Origin of the sequence: Marinobacter sp. THAF197a, assembly GCF_009363275.1 — a bacterium.
Lineage (GTDB): Bacteria > Pseudomonadota > Gammaproteobacteria > Pseudomonadales > Oleiphilaceae > Marinobacter.
On sequence record NZ_CP045324.1, the window covers coordinates 3,882,635 to 3,900,522 of the forward strand.

General features: G+C 57.5%; 12 protein-coding genes. 6 read left to right on the top strand and 6 right to left on the bottom strand.

The window, feature by feature from the left end; all coding sequences use genetic code 11:
* Positions 1–68 precede the first annotated feature (68 nt).
* Positions 69–1,844, top strand: coding sequence for a sensor histidine kinase (locus tag FIV08_RS17980; RefSeq protein ID WP_152439332.1), 1,776 nt, complete (start codon positions 69–71; stop codon positions 1,842–1,844).
* Positions 1,841–3,898, top strand: coding sequence for a GAF domain-containing protein (locus FIV08_RS17985; RefSeq protein WP_152439333.1), 2,058 nt, complete (start codon positions 1,841–1,843; stop codon positions 3,896–3,898). The genes FIV08_RS17980 and FIV08_RS17985 overlap by 4 nt, the downstream gene beginning before the upstream one ends.
* 77 nt (positions 3,899–3,975) lie before the next feature.
* Here the strand turns inward: FIV08_RS17985 and acnA are convergent, their stop codons facing one another.
* Positions 3,976–6,738, bottom strand: coding sequence for an aconitate hydratase AcnA (acnA, locus tag FIV08_RS17990; RefSeq protein WP_152439334.1), 2,763 nt, complete (start codon positions 6,736–6,738; stop codon positions 3,976–3,978).
* 229 nt (positions 6,739–6,967) lie between these two features.
* Between acnA and FIV08_RS17995 the strand changes: the two genes are divergently transcribed.
* Complete coding sequence (locus tag FIV08_RS17995; protein WP_152439335.1) at positions 6,968–9,874, top strand: MHYT domain-containing protein; 2,907 nt, start codon at positions 6,968–6,970, stop codon at positions 9,872–9,874.
* Complete coding sequence (locus FIV08_RS18000; RefSeq protein WP_152439336.1) at positions 9,871–10,866, top strand: response regulator; 996 nt, start codon at positions 9,871–9,873, stop codon at positions 10,864–10,866. Before FIV08_RS17995 ends, FIV08_RS18000 begins: the two co-directional genes overlap by 4 nt.
* A 36-nt stretch (positions 10,867–10,902) precedes the next feature.
* Here the strand turns inward: FIV08_RS18000 and FIV08_RS18005 are convergent, their stop codons facing one another.
* Positions 10,903–12,426 (bottom strand): methyl-accepting chemotaxis protein, encoded by a 1,524-nt coding sequence (locus FIV08_RS18005; RefSeq protein ID WP_152439337.1) that lies wholly within the window; start codon positions 12,424–12,426, stop codon positions 10,903–10,905.
* A gap of 240 nt (positions 12,427–12,666) precedes the next feature.
* Here FIV08_RS18005 and FIV08_RS18010 point away from each other — a divergent pair, with 240 nt between their 5' ends.
* A complete protein-coding gene (locus FIV08_RS18010) occupies positions 12,667–14,121 on the top strand; it encodes a hypothetical protein (RefSeq protein WP_152439338.1) in 1,455 nt (484 codons plus the stop codon).
* A gap of 50 nt (positions 14,122–14,171) precedes the next feature.
* Here FIV08_RS18010 and FIV08_RS18015 read toward each other — a convergent pair whose 3' ends face one another.
* Positions 14,172–15,623, bottom strand: a complete 1,452-nt coding sequence (locus tag FIV08_RS18015; RefSeq protein WP_152439339.1) for a rhomboid family intramembrane serine protease — start codon at positions 15,621–15,623, stop codon at positions 14,172–14,174.
* 295 nt (positions 15,624–15,918) lie between these two features.
* Between FIV08_RS18015 and FIV08_RS18020 the strand changes: the two genes are divergently transcribed.
* Positions 15,919–16,359: an OmpA family protein gene (locus FIV08_RS18020; RefSeq protein WP_058091607.1), complete on the top strand. Its 441-nt coding sequence runs from the start codon at positions 15,919–15,921 to the stop codon at positions 16,357–16,359.
* A 64-nt stretch (positions 16,360–16,423) separates the two neighbouring features.
* On the opposite strand, the gene FIV08_RS18025 is transcribed toward FIV08_RS18020, so the two are convergent.
* The 3 genes from FIV08_RS18025 to FIV08_RS18035 all read right to left on the bottom strand — a co-directional run bounded on the left by FIV08_RS18025 (position 16,424) and on the right by FIV08_RS18035 (position 17,863).
* Positions 16,424–16,825, bottom strand: a complete 402-nt coding sequence (locus tag FIV08_RS18025) for an MAPEG family protein (protein ID WP_058091608.1) — start codon at positions 16,823–16,825, stop codon at positions 16,424–16,426.
* Between the two features lies 1 nt (position 16,826).
* Positions 16,827–17,069 (bottom strand): GlsB/YeaQ/YmgE family stress response membrane protein, encoded by a 243-nt coding sequence (locus FIV08_RS18030; protein WP_061330921.1) that lies wholly within the window; start codon positions 17,067–17,069, stop codon positions 16,827–16,829.
* A 74-nt stretch (positions 17,070–17,143) separates the two neighbouring features.
* On the bottom strand, positions 17,144–17,863 hold the full coding sequence (locus FIV08_RS18035; RefSeq protein ID WP_152439340.1) for a lysophospholipid acyltransferase family protein: 720 nt from the start codon (positions 17,861–17,863) through the stop codon (positions 17,144–17,146).
* Positions 17,864–17,888: the final 25 nt, after the last annotated feature.

Consider the following 17,888-nt stretch of genomic DNA (forward strand, 5'->3'; position numbering starts at 1 on the left):
AGCATCTAGTGCACTATTCTCATCAAAGCATGTTTTATCTACAACAGCCATTCGCATAAGGGCCTTTCTTGCGAACTTTAAGCCTCAACGCCCGCATTGTCCTGATTGCCAGCTCAAGCATTGTTATCAGCGTAGCTCTGATTCTATTCATTGCCTACGACAGGCTGGTTCGCGATTTTGAGCAGGTACTCACGGAGCGCCAGGCATTACAAACGGCCGCAGTGGCCAGCAAGGTAAACGAGGAACTGAGTATTCGTCTGAATGCCTTGGAGGCATTTGCCAGCGTACTGACGGACGGCGACAACCTTCTACCGCTGTCTGAGCTCGAAGTGCTGCTCGGGCGCCAACCCACTCTGGAAAAGTTGTTTGGCGGCGGACTGCTGGTCTTCGACAACCAGAGCGTCGCAATCGCTGAAAATCGTTTTGTGCCTGATCGGCTGGGCACCTCCTATGCGGATCGACCTCACTTTAAACGAGCCATGCAATCCCGCACGGCTATTGTCAGCCGGCCAATTATAGGACGGACAACCGGTTTGCCACTGTTATCGTTTCTCGCGCCGGTTGAAAGTGATCATGGCGACTTACTGGGACTAGCCGGGGGCACCATCAACCTGGCAGAGGCAGGCATTCTTCCTGAAGAGATCAAGACTGATGAAGGCACCATTCTCAAGGTGTTGGACTCCGGAAACTTTATTCAGGTGGACGCCCTTCAGAAGGACCAACCGGCACCCGAGCTTCCCCACCCGGGCGAAGACCCTCTGATCGACGCGGCCCTATCCGGCGTCCCCTTCGGCGTGGTCACAGATCTCTCCGGGCAACGCTGGGTATACAGTACCCGACATCTGGAGCGACTCGGCTGGCTATTTTTGAGTGCAGCGCCTTATGAGCGCGCCATTCAGCCCGCTAGAGCTTCGTTTCGCAGTTTTCTCTGGATCAGCGTGCTGGCAATGCTCCCGCTATTGGTCATGACTTACTTTGTGTCCAGGGCTGCTACGCGACAACTGGGCGGGATGTCTCAAAAGATCACGAGAATGGCGGCAGACAGCTCTTCTGCTCAGCGGTTAACCACCGAAGGGCCCGCCGAAACCCGAAATCTGGCCAAAGCGTTCAATACCCTGATGGCGGAACGAGAAGCGCTGGATGTTTTGAAAAACCAGTTTGTGTCAAACGTCAGTCATGAACTGCGCACGCCGCTGACCTCTATCAACGGATCTCTCAGATTGCTGCAATCAGGCTCCGCCGGCGAGTTGCCGCCGAAAGCATCAGCTATGGTTGAGCTGGCCTTACGCAACGGCCAGCAGCTTCAGGCACTGATTACCGACCTTCTGGACTTTGAGAAGGCAGTAGCGGGAAAGCTCAACGTCCAGATGCGTGACATTGATCTGAGTGAAGCTATAGAGGCCGCCTGCGCCGGGAACCGGCCGATGGCCGGGCACTACTCCGTCAAACTTGTTGCCAAAACCGATAGCATGCTCAGCGTTTTTGCAGATCCTGACCGGCTTCGTCAAATACTGGATAACTTCATCAGTAATGCGATCAAACACTCCCCCAGCGATGGTGTTGTAGCCGTCAGCGCAAGCTCGACAGCCCCCGGGATTGTTCGCATCATGGTTTCAGATCAAGGCCAGGGCGTACCCGAGCACTTTTTACCCCACTTGTTCCAACGCTTTGCCCAGGCAGAGGCTGGTTCCAATCGGGCCAAAGCGGGAACCGGGTTAGGGCTTGCGATATGCCGGGAACTTGCCGGCCTGATGTCCGGAAAGGTCGGCTACGATTACTCAAACGGCGCCCACTTCTGGTTGGAACTGTGTGCGAAAGAACGCCAGGGCGAGGGCCATCTATGAGAACGCCTGACCACCCCAAAAACGAAACTTTGCGGCTGTCTGCCCTCGAGGCAGCTCAGCTTCTGGACACACCGCCGGAAGAGCGATTTGATCGAATTACCAGGCTCGCCGCCAGAACCTTTGACGTGCCCATTTGCCTGGTATCGCTGATAGACAAGGATCGCCAATGGTTCAAATCCTGCTACGGCCTGGGTGTACGGGAAACCGCCCGCGACATTTCCTTCTGTGGCCATGCCATTCTTGGCGCTGATACCTTTGTGGTTGAAAATGCGTTGCAAGACGAACGATTTGCAGACAATCCCCTGGTCACCGGCGAACCCGACATCCGCTTCTATGCGGGTGCACCACTGGAGGACCGGAATGGCTTTCGCTTGGGTACCTTGTGCCTGATCGACAAGAAGCCGAGAACCTTTTCCAGCGACGATCAAAAAACGCTCCGCGATTTTGCAGACCTGGTCGAGCGGGAGTTTCAATATCAGGAGCTCGGGACCTACTATTCGGGGAGAACGCAGGCGCTGAATATCCTGAATGACATTTCTCTGGATTCCAGCGGCAGCGTGTCTGAGAGAATCGAGCGCGCTTTGGCCATTGCGACTCAGTATCTCAAGTTGGAAACCGCCATTGTCAGCAATATCACCGGCGGCGTTTACACGATCCTTTGGCACCACGAGCGGCATCCGACGTCTCTGGAGAACGGCACCACATTCCCGCTTGAGCAGACCTACTGCTCACTCCTGGCGGCCCAGGGTAGCGTCCTTGCCATCAACCACATGGCGCGGTCACGCTTCAGCGAACACCCGTGTTATCGGCAATTCCGACTGGAGAGTTATCTGGCAGCGCCGGTGTGGATCGATGATGAGCTGTTCGGTACGCTGAACTTCTCCTCGCCCATCCCCCGTCGCCCAGTATTTACGGAAACGGAAAAGACATTCGTCAACCTTCTTGGCCGCTGGATCGCCGACATCATTCAGCAGCAAAAACACACGGAAGTACTCGACAAACTGGTCGCCAACGCGCCGGGCATGCTCTATCAATACCGCCTGTGGCCCGACGGCCATAGCACCTTTCCCTACACCAGTGGCGGGATTCAAGCCATTTACCGGGTCACCGCAGAGCAGGCGGCCAGGGATGCTTCGCCGGTTTTTGAGCGTATTCACCCGGATGACCTGCCCATTGTCGCCGATTCGATACAGTCATCGGCGGAGAATTTGACCCCATGGATACAGAAATACCGTATTCGCTGGAAGGACGATAGCTGGCACTGGGTTGAGGGAAAAGCTCGGCCCGAACGACTGCCTGATGACAGCGTGCTATGGCACGGATACATCGTCGACATCGATGAGCGCCACAAGATCGAGGAGATGAAAAGCCAGTTTATTTCCACCGTCAGCCATGAGCTTCGCACCCCCCTGACATCAATCGCAGGCTCACTGGGTCTTTTAAACAGCAGTTCCCTGGGCCCCTTACCTGAAAAGGCCGAACAGATGGTATCCATTGCTCTCAGAAATGCCGAGCAACTCAAACATCTGATCAATGACTTGCTCGACATTGAAAAACTGGTATCCGGCCGCATGGCCATGCACCCCGCCAGACAACCCGTCACCCCGGTTATTGAGGAATCGATCGAACGCATGGCGCCTTACCTGGAAAGCCGGCAGATACAGGTTGTCTACCAGCAGGATCACCCGGATATAACGGCCTGGTTCGATCCACAACGACTCAGCCAGGCGCTGAATAATCTGCTCTCTAACGCCGCAAAGTTTTCAGCGGAGGGTGCCAGCATAGCGGTTTCTACCAGACTGCTCCCTGATCACCTCAGAATCCTTGTTACAGACCAGGGCACCGGCATCCCCGACAGCTTTCGCTCTCGCATTTTCCAGAAATTCGCCCAGGCCGACAGCTCCAGTACGAGGGGTAGGCAAGGCACAGGCCTGGGGCTGGCCATCACTCGAGAGATCATGATTCAGATGGGTGGCAGTGTGGATTTCGAGTCCACAGAGGGCGAAGGGGCAACTTTCTGGCTGGAAATACCGTTGGAGCCTCCCGAACCCTGAGAACCGTCATGATCAGGCCGCCAAACAGATTCGAGAGCAAGGGAAACCGGATGCTAAGAACCGGTTTCCCTCCGTGATCAGGCGTTCTTCAGCATCTCCCGAACCACATAGTGCAGAATCCCACCATGCTGGAAATACACCGCCTCGTTAGCAGTATCAATCCGTGATTTCAGCTCACAGCTCTTGGTGGAGCCATCCTTGTAGGTCACCGTCATGGTCAGGGTCTGCCCCGGCTTGATGTCTCCAGACAGGCCTTCGATACTGATGGTTTCCTCACCGGTAAGTTTCAGGCTCTTGCGATCCGTCCCCTCCGGAAACTGCAGCGGCATCACGCCCATACCGATCAGGTTGGAGCGATGGATACGTTCGTAGGATTCCGCCACCACGGCTCTGACGCCCAGCAGCCGGGTACCCTTGGCCGCCCAATCGCGGCTTGAGCCCGTGCCATACTCTTTGCCAGCAATCACCACCAACGGCGTGCCCTGCTCCTGGTACTTCATGGCGGCATCGTAGATGGCCATCTGCTCGCCGGTGGGCACAAACTTGGTGAAACCGCCTTCCACACCATCGAGCATCTCGTTTCGGATGCGCACATTCGCGAAGGTGCCGCGCATCATCACTTCGTGGTTACCCCGGCGGGAGCCATAGGAGTTGAAGTCTTTCGGCTCCACACCGTGTGCCTGCAGGTATTTGCCAGCAGGAGTGTCGGCCTTGAAGGAACCGGCCGGGGAGATATGGTCGGTGGTGACCGAATCACCCAAAAGAGCCAGGATGTTGGCATCCTTAATGTTCTCGATGGCCTCGGGCTGCTCACCCATGCCTTCGAAAAACGGCGGATGCTGGATATAGGTGGAGTTGTCGCTCCACTCGTACACCTTGCTCTCGGGCACCTTGATGGACTTCCAGGTGGCGTCACCATCGAACACTTCCGCATACTCCTTGCGGAACATGTCGGTTTTCACCTTCTCCACAGCCTCGGCAATCTCCTGCTGGCTGGGCCAGAGGTCTTTCAGGTAGACAGGATTGCCAGCCTTGTCATTTCCGAGCGGCTCTTTCTCGAGATCGAGACGCACATTGCCCGCCAGGGCATAGGCCACCACCAAAGGCGGGGACGCCAGCCAGTTGGTTTTCACCAGCGGATGCACCCGGCCTTCGAAATTCCGGTTGCCCGAGAGCACCGAGGCAACGGTCAGGTCGCCGTCGGCAATGGCTTTTTCTACCTCCTCCGGAAGCGGGCCGGAGTTACCGATACAGGTGGTACAGCCGTAACCCACCAGGTTGAACCCCAATTTGTCCAGGTCGTCCTGGAAGCCACCGACGCGCAGGTAATCGGTGACCACTTTGGAACCCGGCGCCAGCGAGGTCTTCACCCAGGGTTTGGTGTTCAGACCCTTTTCCACGGCCTTCTGGGCAATCAGGCCTGCGGCCATCATCACACTTGGGTTCGAGGTGTTGGTGCAGGAGGTAATGGCGGCAATCACCACCGCCCCGGGGTCGAGCCGGGCCTGCTCGCCATTCATATGCAACGGCTGGCTCGACGGGTGCTCAAAATAGGCATCCTGGGCGCCCACGGCAGTGCCGCCACCCTCGGATTCCAGGTTGGCTTTGCGGTTTTCTCCCGGGCCTTCCGAGGTTTCCATCAGCAGTTCAAAGGACGACTTCATATTCTTCAGAGCCACGCGATCCTGGGGCCGCTTCGGGCCGGCCAGGCTGGCTTCGACATCGCCCATGTCCAATTCCAGGTTATCGGTATAGACCGGTTCATGGCCTGGCTCCCGCCAAAGCCCCTGGGCCCTTGCGTATGCTTCCACCAGCGCAAGCTGCTCCTCATCCCGGCCGGTCAGACGCATGTAATTGATGGTCTGCTCATCAACCGGGAAGAAACCGCAGGTAGCGCCGTACTCGGGCGCCATATTGGCGATGGTGGCCCGATCGGCCACCGGCATGTCCTTCAGACCGTCGCCGTAGAATTCAACGAATTTGCCCACCACGCCCTTCTTGCGCAGCATTTCAGTGACCGTCAGCACCAGGTCGGTGGCGGTGATGCCTTCCCGCAGCTTGCCGGTGATCTTGAAGCCAATCACCTCGGGTATGAGCATGGAAACCGGTTGGCCCAGCATCGCGGCTTCGGCCTCAATGCCACCGACACCCCAGCCGAGAATGCCCAGGCCGTTGATCATGGTAGTGTGGGAATCGGTGCCCACCAGAGTGTCTGGATAGGCCACGTTCTTGCCGTCGATCTCTTTCTGCCAGACGGTCTTACCCAAATACTCCAGGTTCACCTGATGACAAATGCCGGTGCCCGGCGGCACCACCCTGAAGTTATCAAAGGCCTGCTGGCCCCAGCGCAGGAATTCGTAGCGCTCCTGGTTGCGCTCCATCTCGATGGCCACGTTGTCTTTGAAGGCAGACGGATTGCCATACTTGTCGACCATTACCGAATGGTCAATTACCAGGTCTACCGGGGATAACGGGTTAATCAGGGCCGGGTCTTTGCCGGCCTGTTTTACCGCCTCGCGCATGGCCGCCAGGTCCACAACACCGGGTACGCCGGTGAAATCCTGCATCAATACCCGGGCCGGGCGAAACTGAATCTCAGTGTCGGAGCTTCGGTCTTTCAGCCACTGCACCATGGCATCGATATGGGAGCGGTCGACCGTGGTGTCATCTTCGTTGCGCAGCAGGTTCTCCAACAGGACCTTCAGGGAGAACGGCAGGCGGTTCAGGTCGCCCAGGGTGTCGGCCGCCTTGGGCAGACTGTAGTAGTGATAGGTTTTGCCACCCGCGTTCAGGGTGGAGAGGGTATTCAGGCTGTCTTTGCTCAGTGAGGTATTCGACATGCGGGGCCTCCTCTTGGTTTGATCTACACTAACTATTGCATCGAATGAACATAGTTCAACTCAACACCGATGAATGTTCGCTATTCCCCCGGTGAATAGCCCTGAAAGGCGTTGAAGAAGTGAGAAGCACGCCGTCCAAAAACTGTACAAAAAACGACACAAAAAGACCGTACATGCCCCGGATACGTACTGTTAACGTACTCTTTCAAATTTCCGACAGGTAATCCTTTTGCTGGCGCTTGATCATTTTTTCGTTCTGAACCCGACCACAGAGAAACTGGTCACCGGCCAATACGATGCCAGACTGGTTGTTCTATCGCTGTTGATTGCCGTTGGGGCATCCTACATGGCGCTGACTCTGGCGGCAGCGGCAAGGCGAAGCAGCACCGTGTTCGTTCATCGCATGCATCTTTTCAGCGGTTCGGCTTCACTCGGCTTTGGCATCTGGTCAATGCACTTTATTGGCATGCTGGCGTTTGAAGTGCCGACCCATGTGCACTATCACCCGTGGATCACTGCGTTGTCCTCCGCTCCCAGTCTGCTTGCCTCATGGGTTGCGCTCAGTCTGTTATCGAAGCAGGAGATCACCGCCCCAAGATTGCTCAGCGGCGGCGTGGTGGTAGGTGCCGGCATCGGTGCCATGCATTATCTGGGTATGGCCGCGATGGAAATCGGTCCTGCCCTGCGCTATGACCCGCTCTTGTTCGCTCTGTCCATTGTCGTTGCGGTGCTGCTGGGTACGCTCGCGTTATGGATCAGTTTCGGTTTACGCCAAAGAACCCGGATGCGCGGTTTCAGTCGCCGACTGCTGGCAGGCACCGTCATGGGACTGGCCATCGCCGGCATGCATTACACGGCCATGGAGGCTGCCCGATTTATCGGACAGCCCGACCCGGATTTTCTTCCCGGCAGCAACCAGCATACCGCTCTCGCTCTTGCCATTGCGTTCATTACTGTTGGGCTCAGCCTGATGGCTGCCGGTATAAATGCCATAGTCCGCTACCGGGCACTGATGAGGCGTAGTCTCGAAACCGCGAGTGAACTACAAGCCATCGTCGATGCGGCCGTCGACGGCATTGTCAAAATCTCCGACCGAGGCATCGTTTTATCGTTCAACGAATCCGCTGAGCGGATTTTCGGTTACCGTGCAAGCGAAGTGGTCGGCAAGAATGTGCGTATGCTGATGCCCAACCCCCATCAGGATGCCCACGACAGCTACCTCAAAAACTATCTGCACACCGGCGAACGTAAAATCATCGGCTCTGGCCGGGAAGTCTGGGCGCTCCACAAGGATGGTCACCAGATACCCGTGCGTCTGGCCATTGGCGAAGCCAGGCTTGGCGGCATCAGCACCTTCGTTGGCTTTATAAGTGACATTACCGAACGGCACCGGATGGAGACGGACCTTCGGCGGGCCAAGGAAGAGGCAGAGCAGGCCGCCGCCGCCAAAAGCGCCTTCCTGGCAAACATGAGCCACGAGATTCGCACCCCGATGAACGCCATCATCGGGTTCACCGATCTGGTGCTGGATACCCCGCTGAATGAGTCCCAGGCCAGGCATCTGGGCGTGGTAAAAACTTCAGCCCGGTCACTGCTCAACCTGCTCAATGATATTCTGGATACTGCCAAACTGGACGGCGGCCACACCGAACTGGAGCACCGGGATTTCAGCCTGCGGGCGCTGTGCGAACAAATCATCGCAACCCAGTCGCTGAATGCCAGGCGCAAAGGGCTATTCCTGAAGCTGGATTACCAGGCACAGGAACACTTCAAGGGCGACCCGCTCAGAATCCAGCAGGTACTGCTTAACCTGCTCAGTAATGCCGTCAAATTCACCCAAACCGGCGGCGTTACCCTGACGGTTCAGCAACTGGAGCCCGAAGAAGTGGCCATCCTGATCGAAGATACCGGCATCGGTATTGCTGCCGACAGAATCGATACGATATTCGAGCCTTTTACCCAGGCCGACGCCAGCATGACCCGGCGATTTGGAGGTACCGGCCTTGGCACCACCATTGCCCGGCAACTGGCAGAGCTGATGGGTGGCCAGATCGCGGTGACCAGCGCGCTCGGCCAGGGCTCGACCTTTCGGGTGAGCCTGCCACTGCAACCGGGGCAACCGGTGGCGGAGGAACACCATTCTGATCATGAAACCAGCCTGCCACCGCTTCGTATTCTGGTGGCCGACGATGTACCCCAGAACCTGGAGCTGCTTTCAACCCTACTGGCGCAACGCAAACACATGGTTACCACGGCCAGTGATGGTCGCGAAGCCCTTGAGCGATCCTACCGCCAGGCCTTTGATCTGATCCTGATGGATGTCCAGATGCCGGAGATGAACGGGCACGAGGCCACCCGAGCAATCCGGCAGCGTGAGGCGGCCGAGAACCGCCATTACACCCCGGTGATAGCATTGACTGCCAGCGTTCTGGAGGACGACCGCAGGCAGGCTCTCGAATCCGGCATGGACGGCTTTGCCATCAAGCCCATTGATATATCGGAACTGACCCGGGAAATTGCGCGAGTATTGGGTATTAAGGCCGGCCCCGCTGTTGACCGGCAAGCGATCCACGAACTGACCGTGGTTGATGATAACGTGGTCTCCCAGCTCTGGCCCGATGCAATCGCCCACCAGCAGGCAGTCGCCCGTTTTCTGAACTCAGAGGATAACCAGCCCGATACGCTTCGCCAACAAACCCATGGGACGGATGCCGCTAGCCTGACCCATCGCCTGCGTGGTGTTGCAGGCAATCTGGGGCTCAAAGCTCTGGTTAACACCCTCGAATCCCTTGAGTCTGCCTTGTCCCACAACCAGCCGGTTGCTGATCACCTGTGGCAATCTCTGGACCATCGCTACTCAGATATCCGGGCCTGGCTCGAAACCCACCCGGCCATGGGCCAGCCCGACACAAAACTCGAAAACATATCGGCAGAACAGCCAAGCAGCGCCGCTCTGAACGAAGTCATTGATCGCTTGCAGCACGGCGAGCTGCCCGACCGTCTGTTCGCACACTTGAAACCCGGACTACCAGAGCCGCTTGCCAGCGATGTTGCCGATGCCATGGCGGAGTTTGAGCCAGAGAAAGCCGCAGACCTGTTACAGCAGTATCGAGATGCCCTCGAGGAGCATTCATGATCAAAGACACCCGCACCCTGTTGGTGGTGGATGACGAACCGGCCAACCTCCAGGTCATTCGAAATATTCTTTCTGACAATTACCGGACGCTGTTCGCAAAAGACGGCGAGCGAGCGCTGGAGCTGGCTTCGGCAGAGAAACCAGACCTGATCCTGCTGGATGTGATGATGCCCGGAATGACTGGCCATCAGGTTTGTCAGCGACTGAAAGCAAACCCGGAGACTCGAAACATCCCCGTGATTTTCGTCACTGCACTGGCCGATACAGACGACGAGGCAAAAGGATTTGAGCTGGGCGCGGTGGACTACATCACCAAACCGGTGAGCGCATCAATAGTCCTGGCCAGGGTTAAAACCCACCTGTCTCTGGTACGCATGGACGAGCTGGTGGAAACCCGGCTCGCGGTGGTTCAGATGCTGGGGCGCGCTGCCGAATACAAGGACAACGAAACCGGCCTGCACGTTATCCGCATGAGCCACTTTTCCCGGCTGATTGCCCTGGAAACCGGAATGAGTGAGGCCTGGTCCGACACCCTACTCAACGCAGCGCCCATGCACGACGTCGGTAAGATCGGCATCCCCGACGCCATTCTGCAAAAACCCGGAAAACTCGACCCGGATGAATGGGCCGTGATGCAACGCCATGCCGAGATCGGCGCAGAAATCATTGGTGAGGATGGCTCAGACCTGCTTAACATGGCGCGGGAAGTTGCCCTTAACCACCATGAGAAGTGGGACGGAAGCGGCTACCCAAGAGGTCTGAAAGGAAACGCCATTCCTGTCTCTGCAAGAATTGTCGCACTCGCCGATGTATTCGATGCGCTGACCAGCGAGCGCCCCTATAAAAAAGCCTGGCCCATTGACCAGGCGACCAATCTGATTCGCGAGCAAAGCGGCCAGCATTTTGACCCACAACTAGTTGAAGCCTTTTTTCGCTGCCTGCCGGCGATACTGGAGGTCCGCAACAGATGGCAAGAGGACCGTGCAGACTAACCCAACACTTTAAGCCGGTGCCGCTTTGGGCTCTGGTCAGGGCAGCCGGTACCGCGCTATCAATCCGTCTACACTTGCCACGCTGGAATCAATCTCGCTCGCCAGGCCCTGTACCCGCTCAGCCTCTTTTGCCACGTCGGTGGTGCGACTGGCAACAGTGTGAATGTTTTCGTTAATTTGCAACGAGGTCGCCGCCTGCTGTTCGCAGGCGGCGGCGATCTGGTTGTTCATGCTGCTGACGGCGTCTATCGCTTGCTCAATGCGGCTGATGGCTTCGGCAGCTTCCTGAATAGCCCGGTTCGATTCGGTTGACCGGGTTTGCCCCATTTGCATGGCAGCCGTTGTCGCTTCCGACAGGTCTTTCAGTTCATCTACCGTGGTACGGATTTCATCGGTGAATTCCTGGGTACGGCGCGACAGGGACCGCACCTCGTCAGCGACCACGGCGAAGCCCCGGCCATGCTCGCCTGCTCTTGCTGCCTCAATGGCCGCGTTCAGTGCCAGCAGGTTGGTCTGGTCAGAAATGTCGTGTATCGAGCCCGTTACCCGGGCAATGGATTCCACCTTGTCGGTCAACTGAGCCACCATGCTCGCACTGTCCGCCAGAGCTTTGTTGGTAGCGTCTGTCATGGCGCGTGCGCTGGCCATGGCCTGACTGCCAGCCGAAGCAGAACCTGCCGCATCGGTAGCGGCTTCAGAAGCCAACTGAGCATTATGGGCCACCTCCTGCACACTGGCAGACATCTGATTGGTCGCTGTGGCCACCTGATCAGCCTGCTGCTGTTGCTCCTCAACGTACTGACGGGTGCTTTTACTGGCTTGCACCAGTTGCACTGTGTTGCTCTGAAGCTCATCAGAGAAACCGCGCATCTGCCGGATCAACTCGCAGAACTTCTCCATCATGTCGTTGAAGGATTCTGCGCTGACACTGTGGTCCCCAACGGGCAAACGGCCGGACAGATCATGTTCCCGGTCAAACGCCTGAACAATCGACATCATACGGAACGCCTGGTTACGCTCCTGCTTCATTTGTACGGCAAAGAACACAAGGATACCGGCCTCGAAAACCACAAAGGCGGCATGGACCATGGCGGTGTCCCAGCCATGCCCGTGGTCGTATATCATCAGCGGCATCGAGCCTATCTGCGTGCCGGCATGTTGAAGTGCCGTGAACAACAGGTGATGTAAGGCGATCGTGACCGCTGCAACCACCACAGGCAGCCAGTCCCGGTAGATAATCGTCAGGGCAAGCGCCGAAAAAATGTGAAAATGCATTTCGATTCGCCCCATCTGGGCCTGAATCATGATGGCTGAGAACAACATCAAACAGACGGCAAACAGGCTCGAACTGGCGCGACTTCCCCGCAACAGGAAGTAACCTCCAGCTGCCAAGCCTCCCACAAGCATTGACGCCACAAGTGCGAAAGCGTGAGTGCCATAACCAACGGGCACCAGCAAGCCGACCACAGGCACGTGGGCCAGCAATATGAGCAGCATTTGCCGGTCGGTGACCAGAGTTTGCTCTCGGGTTAGATCGCTGACGCTAACAACGGTTGTCATTGGAATTACTCTCTTGGGTTTATCGCGCGGGAATTGTCTGGTGGGTTGCACTATCAGGATGCATTGGATCTGGTAATTACGAACCTGAATTGTTGCAGATCACAGACAACACAGCTGGTTCGTACTTTCACTTAACGGATGTTTCTCGTGTTCACGGTAGGGATGTGTGAACAGATCAGCTGCGGCCCGAGGCCAGTTCTGTCATCATTGGCGCTGTTTTCTGACGGATCAGGATCTACCGTGAAACACGATTGTCATTACCACCCGGGCGACCCGGCCAAGTGGCACTGTGGCGAGTGCCAGATGCACTATTGCAACCGCTGCATGCCCGATGCAGACACCCGCCAGCGCCGCGCCCTGTGCCCACGCTGCAGCAAGGCCATGCGGTATCTCGGGGCGGCAACCGAGGTGGTGCCCTTCTGGCACCGCATCGGCGCTTTCTTCCGCTACCCGTTCCACACCGATCCATTGATGGTAATCGCCATCTGTACGCTGGTGCCCATCGTTGCACCGGCAAACATTGTTGGCCTGATCATCTGGCTGGTGCTGGCGCTGGCGCTGTTCAAATACACCTATGCCGTGATCAGCCACACCGCAGAAGGCCATCTGAAACCGCCACCGGTGTCGGTTGCGTTCACGGGCAGCGGGTTTGACATCGTCATCCTGCAGTTTCTGGTGTTCGTGCTGATGGGCGGCCTGGTCGCTGCCGCGGCAATGGTCGGCGGGCCGATTCTGATGCTGCTGGCCCTGGCCTTTGTGATCCTGGCGCTGCCCGCCAGCATCATGGTGCTGGCGATGGAGCGATCGGTAGGTGCGGCGGTTAACCCGATGAATCTGGCGGTACTGATTTCCCGCATCGGTACCCCCTACTTCCTGCTGTATGGCTACCTGATTTTGCTCACCCTGGCTTCCGGAGCGGCCCAGGATTTTGCCGTTGATCACTTCCCGATGTGGGTGGCACAGCCCCTGGCGGGCTTCCTCAACAGTACGTTTACCCTGATTCTGTTCCATATGCTGGGTTACCTGCTGTTCCAGTATCAGGAAGAACTGGGCTTTGCCTCGGACGTTCAGGGGGAAGACAGCGATGCAGACCAGCAGAACCGGGACCGGAGCACCCGCTTTGATGCCGACCTGGACATGAACCTGAAAGACGGCAACTACGACCGGGTTCAGAGCATGCTGATCGAGTCCCTCAAGAAAGACCGGGACAATCCGAAACGCATCGGGCAGCTCTATCAGATTCTGACCGCCCGGCAGGCAACGACCGAGCTGTACCGGTATCACCCGCGCCTGATGGCGTGGTTGGCCCAGCGGCATGACGGTGACGGGCTGAACCAGCTGATGCAGACCCTGCAAGCGGCTGAGCCCGGCTTTCAGCTGGATGACCCGGAGCTGGCCGTGCAGTGTGCCAGCGCGCTGTATCACCGGGGCCACTTCAAGCCGGCGTTGCGATTACTACAGGATTTCCACAAACGGTTCCCGGACAGCGACCAGCTGGCGCCGGCCTATTTACTGGCCGCCCAGGCACTGGCCAATGGCCTGCAACAGTGGGAGAAAGCCAGTGCGTTTCTCGCGTTTATCAAGAAACGCTGTGTCACCCACCCCTTGCATGGGCAGATCGACACCTGGCTGGACCAGGCCCGCAATCAGCAACCGCTGAAAGGCCCGAAAGCGAGTTTTGAGATACCGGAGTAATCAGAAAGCGCCGGCACAGGGCAAGCTGCGCTGTGCCGGCATTTAAGGCTTCAGAGAGTGTTCTGGAGCAGTTGGCGGTAATGGCGGGCTTTTGGCTCCATCTGGTGCTTCTCGAACTCCGCCAGCAACAACCGGCAGGCCTCGTTGACCATTTCCACATCCGCCGTTGAGCGCATGCGTTCAAAAGCCTTTTCCGCTGATTTCAAATCGTGGTGCTTGAGACTGGCAAACATTACCCGGTTATGGTCTTCCACCGCCAGCGGATGATGGGCCTCACCCTTGCTCAGATATTCCTGCCATACTGAGATCATTTGCTCTGGCTGCCGTCGGGCCATGGCATCGGCCATCAGTTCCCGGGACAGGTCCCGGTAGGCTGGCAGGTCTGGCCGCAGTTTGGCCAGCTGGTACAGATGTTCCAACACGATGGTGCGCTCGGGGTAGCGCTCCCGCAACGCGTCGAACTGGCGCCGGGCCAGGTCAAACTCCATCCGCCCAAGGCTGGCCATGGCCTGGGCATACGCCGAGGTAAAGCGGGCGTCCTGCTCATCTTCTTCGGGTTCAAAAAACTCTTCTTTTACCTGCAGCCAGCTTTTACCCAACAGCCAGACCAGTCCAGCGCCGGCAAGTAGCCCGCCAGCGTGGGCCATATAGGCAATACCGGTAGAACCGGCGTACCAGTAATCGTAGATTTCCTTGCCTACCCACACCGGCAACAGGGCGATGGCCGGGGCCCGGAAGTAATTGAAATAGACCACCAGAAAGTAGAAAAACCGGATTCTCTGCAAGCCGTATATGGCCACATACATCCCCATCAACCCGGAAATGGAGCCAGACGCGCCCACCAGAGGAATCTGACTGCCCATGGAGAAGCCGGTGTACATCAGACCAGATAACGCACCGCAGGCCAGGTAGGCCATCAGGTAACGGCCCGGCCCCAGGGCTTTCTCGACGGTAAAGCCAAGCAGGAACAGGAACAGCAGGTTACCGATGATATGGCCCCAGCCACCGTGCAGAAACTGGTAGGTAATCAGGCTGTAAAGCGACAATTCCGCCGGGATAAGCCCCAACTGATAGGCACTCATGCGAGACAGCCACTGTTCGTCGATGGCAACCCGCTGTTCCAGCCAGTGACTTCGCTCAGCCGGCGCCCAGATCAGGTCCCGGTTTTCTTGCAGATACTGGTAGAACTCCCGGTCCACCAACAGGGTGGCTGCCAGCCAGAAGGTCTCGTTGTCCTCCTGCAGTTGCTGGAATTCCTGAAGCTCCAGCACACTCTGGGCATCACCAGAAAACCGGATTTCCCGTTGCAGGTAGTCTTCATAGGCCGGTGCTTCGAGCGTCAGCAGGTCGGCATCCAGATACTGTTCCAGGGCGGCTTCAAACTTGCGGTCGTCACCACCCTGATAAAACAGGAAGACCAGCAGGCAAACCATCATCAGGCTGAGGGTTACCCAGGGCGGGCGTTTCCAGTTAACGGCGTTCTCGGCAGGAATAATCAGCATGGGCGGTCACAATTCATCACAATCTGTCCCTGAAAAGCTGCTTTTTACCACAGCAGCGACTTCTTTTCCCGGTGTAATGACACCTGGCGAGCAGAAATCAAAGGTCTGCAACGGGAAATGTGGCGCAGCACACAACCATGGGTGTCATCACACAGTCACACAAATGCCATTCAATCGGTAACCACTCACTTCCGGTGCCTATCGACCATTCGCCAATTGCCGTTATTGCTTCAACCAACAATATTGGGGAAGCGATAACAACAAAAACCGGATTCTGGACTCGAGGATACTGCACATGACCGTACTAGTTCTGGACAACCCTGACCTGCTGGCGAAGGCCGCACTGGCCTTCGGTGGCATGGCAGGCCAGCCTTCGCAAGACGGAAACCGTCCTCACCGCACCCGCTTTCACTATGGCTTCAACAAACACACCCCGGATGCCGGTGACATCGAGGTTCTGAAGCAACATGCAACCTACCTGAAGAACCACCCGGGCGTGCGGGTAAGAATCCATGGCCACGCCGACCGCTTTGGCTCGGAAGAATATAACCGGTTCCTGGCTCGCCTGAGGGCCAACTCCGTTGCACGCCTGCTCATGCGCGAAGGTGTTCACCAGTCCGCCATTGTGCTGGCCACCTGGGGGTCAGATCGCCCCCTGGCCCGGCCGGAAGACCACGCGGCCAACCGCCGGGTGGAACTGGAATACCTGACTCTGGATATTGCCCGGGCTCTCTGAGTACCCGGTACCGAAAAACAAACGGGGCCAACAGGCCCCGTTTTCGTGACAGCATCAGGCTTGATCAGCCGTACACCTGCCATACGTTCCATAACAGCAGCAGCGCCGCCACCAGAATCGCCAGCCAGGTCAGCAGGATACCCGCCATCCGGGCCTTGTGGGGGCCACCCTTGCCGTTGATCATGCCCCAGGCATGGAGAATGCGGCCCACGACCAGCGCCATGCCGGTCCAGTAGATCAAACCCGAAGCAACACCGTTCAGCTCGGCAATCGCCAGCATGATCAGGCCAATGGGAGCATATTCGACCAGGTTAGCGTGGGCGCGCACCGCTGCCTCAAACTCCACATCATCGTTCACGCCCAGACCTTTCCGGTACTTCAGCCGGTATTTCACCACCTGGCCGGACAACACCAGCAACAACAAACCGAGGACGGCCGCGAACACAGCGGTTACGGGTACAATCATGTCAGCCCTGCTTGATCTTGTTAACCACCGCCAACAGCAGTACCGCACCGACCGTCGCTGTGACCAGCTCACCGACCATGCTCTTTACCGCCAGCCCCAGCACGCCAAACAGCACGCCGCCAATCACCGAACCGACAATACCGATACCGATATTGGCCAGTACACCAAAGCCCTTGCCTTTCATAATCAGGCCGGCTAGCCAGCCGGCAAGACCACCGATGATCAGAAACCAGATCAGGCTCATCTCCGCGTTCTCCCAAGGTTTACCAGTTCAGAATGTAATCCTGTTCAGAAGACTGCCCTGTTTTTCACGGCCATTCAAGCAGTTCCGGGAGTTCGTGCCAGCCCTGCGATGGCCTCCGACATCTGTTGGTGGCACCGGGCGATCAGCTCGGGTACATCGGCAGAGGTCAGCCCCTGGGTTTCGACAGGAGGAAGAATCCGCATCGGGACGGGCTCCCTGCGACCAGACCAGCCTCGTGTTTTGCCGTGATACTCACCGGCACACACCATGGTAATGGGGGCACCGGCGGCAATGGCAGTGTGAAACGCACCTTTCTTGAAGCTTCCCAGGCCACGGCCACGGCTACGGGTGCCTTCCGGGAATACCCAGATACTTTTACGCTGCTGGTTGATCGCCTCACTGGTGGCCTCCATCACCGCCACCGCTTTTCGGGACCGACCGCGGTTCAGAATGATGTTGCCACCCAGCCAGAATACCTGGCCAAAGAACGGCACCCAGACCAATGAGGACTTACCTACCGCCACCGTGCGCGGCGGTAGCAAGTCACCCATCAGGAACAGGTCGTCGTTCTGTTGGTGGTTAGCAATGATCACCGTTGGCCTGTCCTGCGGCATGTTCTCAGCCCCGTACAGGGGGCGCTTCATGCCCAGCAAACAACGCCCTACCCGGGCGACAATCCAGCCCAGCAGACGGTTGTTATCCGGGTTGAACGGCCGGGCCAGGTATAACACCAATGCCAGAAGGCACAAGACTGGCACGCTGATCCACGCCAGGATTTTTCTTACCACTGCCATACTGCTTTTCCGTTGAGACTCACTT

What these genes read in the sequence shown, in the direction of transcription:
- FIV08_RS17985 (WP_152439333.1), top strand. Translation starts at nt 1,841, where the DNA reads ATGAGAACGCCTGACCACCCCAAAAACGAAACTTTGCGGCTGTCTGCC.
- acnA (WP_152439334.1), bottom strand. Translation starts at nt 6,738, where the DNA reads ATGTCGAATACCTCACTGAGCAAAGACAGCCTGAATACCCTCTCCACC.
- FIV08_RS18000 (WP_152439336.1), top strand. Translation starts at nt 9,871, where the DNA reads ATGATCAAAGACACCCGCACCCTGTTGGTGGTGGATGACGAACCGGCC.
- FIV08_RS18005 (WP_152439337.1), bottom strand. Translation starts at nt 12,426, where the DNA reads ATGACAACCGTTGTTAGCGTCAGCGATCTAACCCGAGAGCAAACTCTG.
- FIV08_RS18015 (WP_152439339.1), bottom strand. Translation starts at nt 15,623, where the DNA reads ATGCTGATTATTCCTGCCGAGAACGCCGTTAACTGGAAACGCCCGCCC.
- FIV08_RS18020 (WP_058091607.1), top strand. Translation starts at nt 15,919, where the DNA reads ATGACCGTACTAGTTCTGGACAACCCTGACCTGCTGGCGAAGGCCGCA.
- FIV08_RS18025 (WP_058091608.1), bottom strand. Translation starts at nt 16,825, where the DNA reads ATGATTGTACCCGTAACCGCTGTGTTCGCGGCCGTCCTCGGTTTGTTG.
- FIV08_RS18030 (WP_061330921.1), bottom strand. Translation starts at nt 17,069, where the DNA reads ATGAGCCTGATCTGGTTTCTGATCATCGGTGGTCTTGCCGGCTGGCTA.
- FIV08_RS18035 (WP_152439340.1), bottom strand. Translation starts at nt 17,863, where the DNA reads ATGGCAGTGGTAAGAAAAATCCTGGCGTGGATCAGCGTGCCAGTCTTG.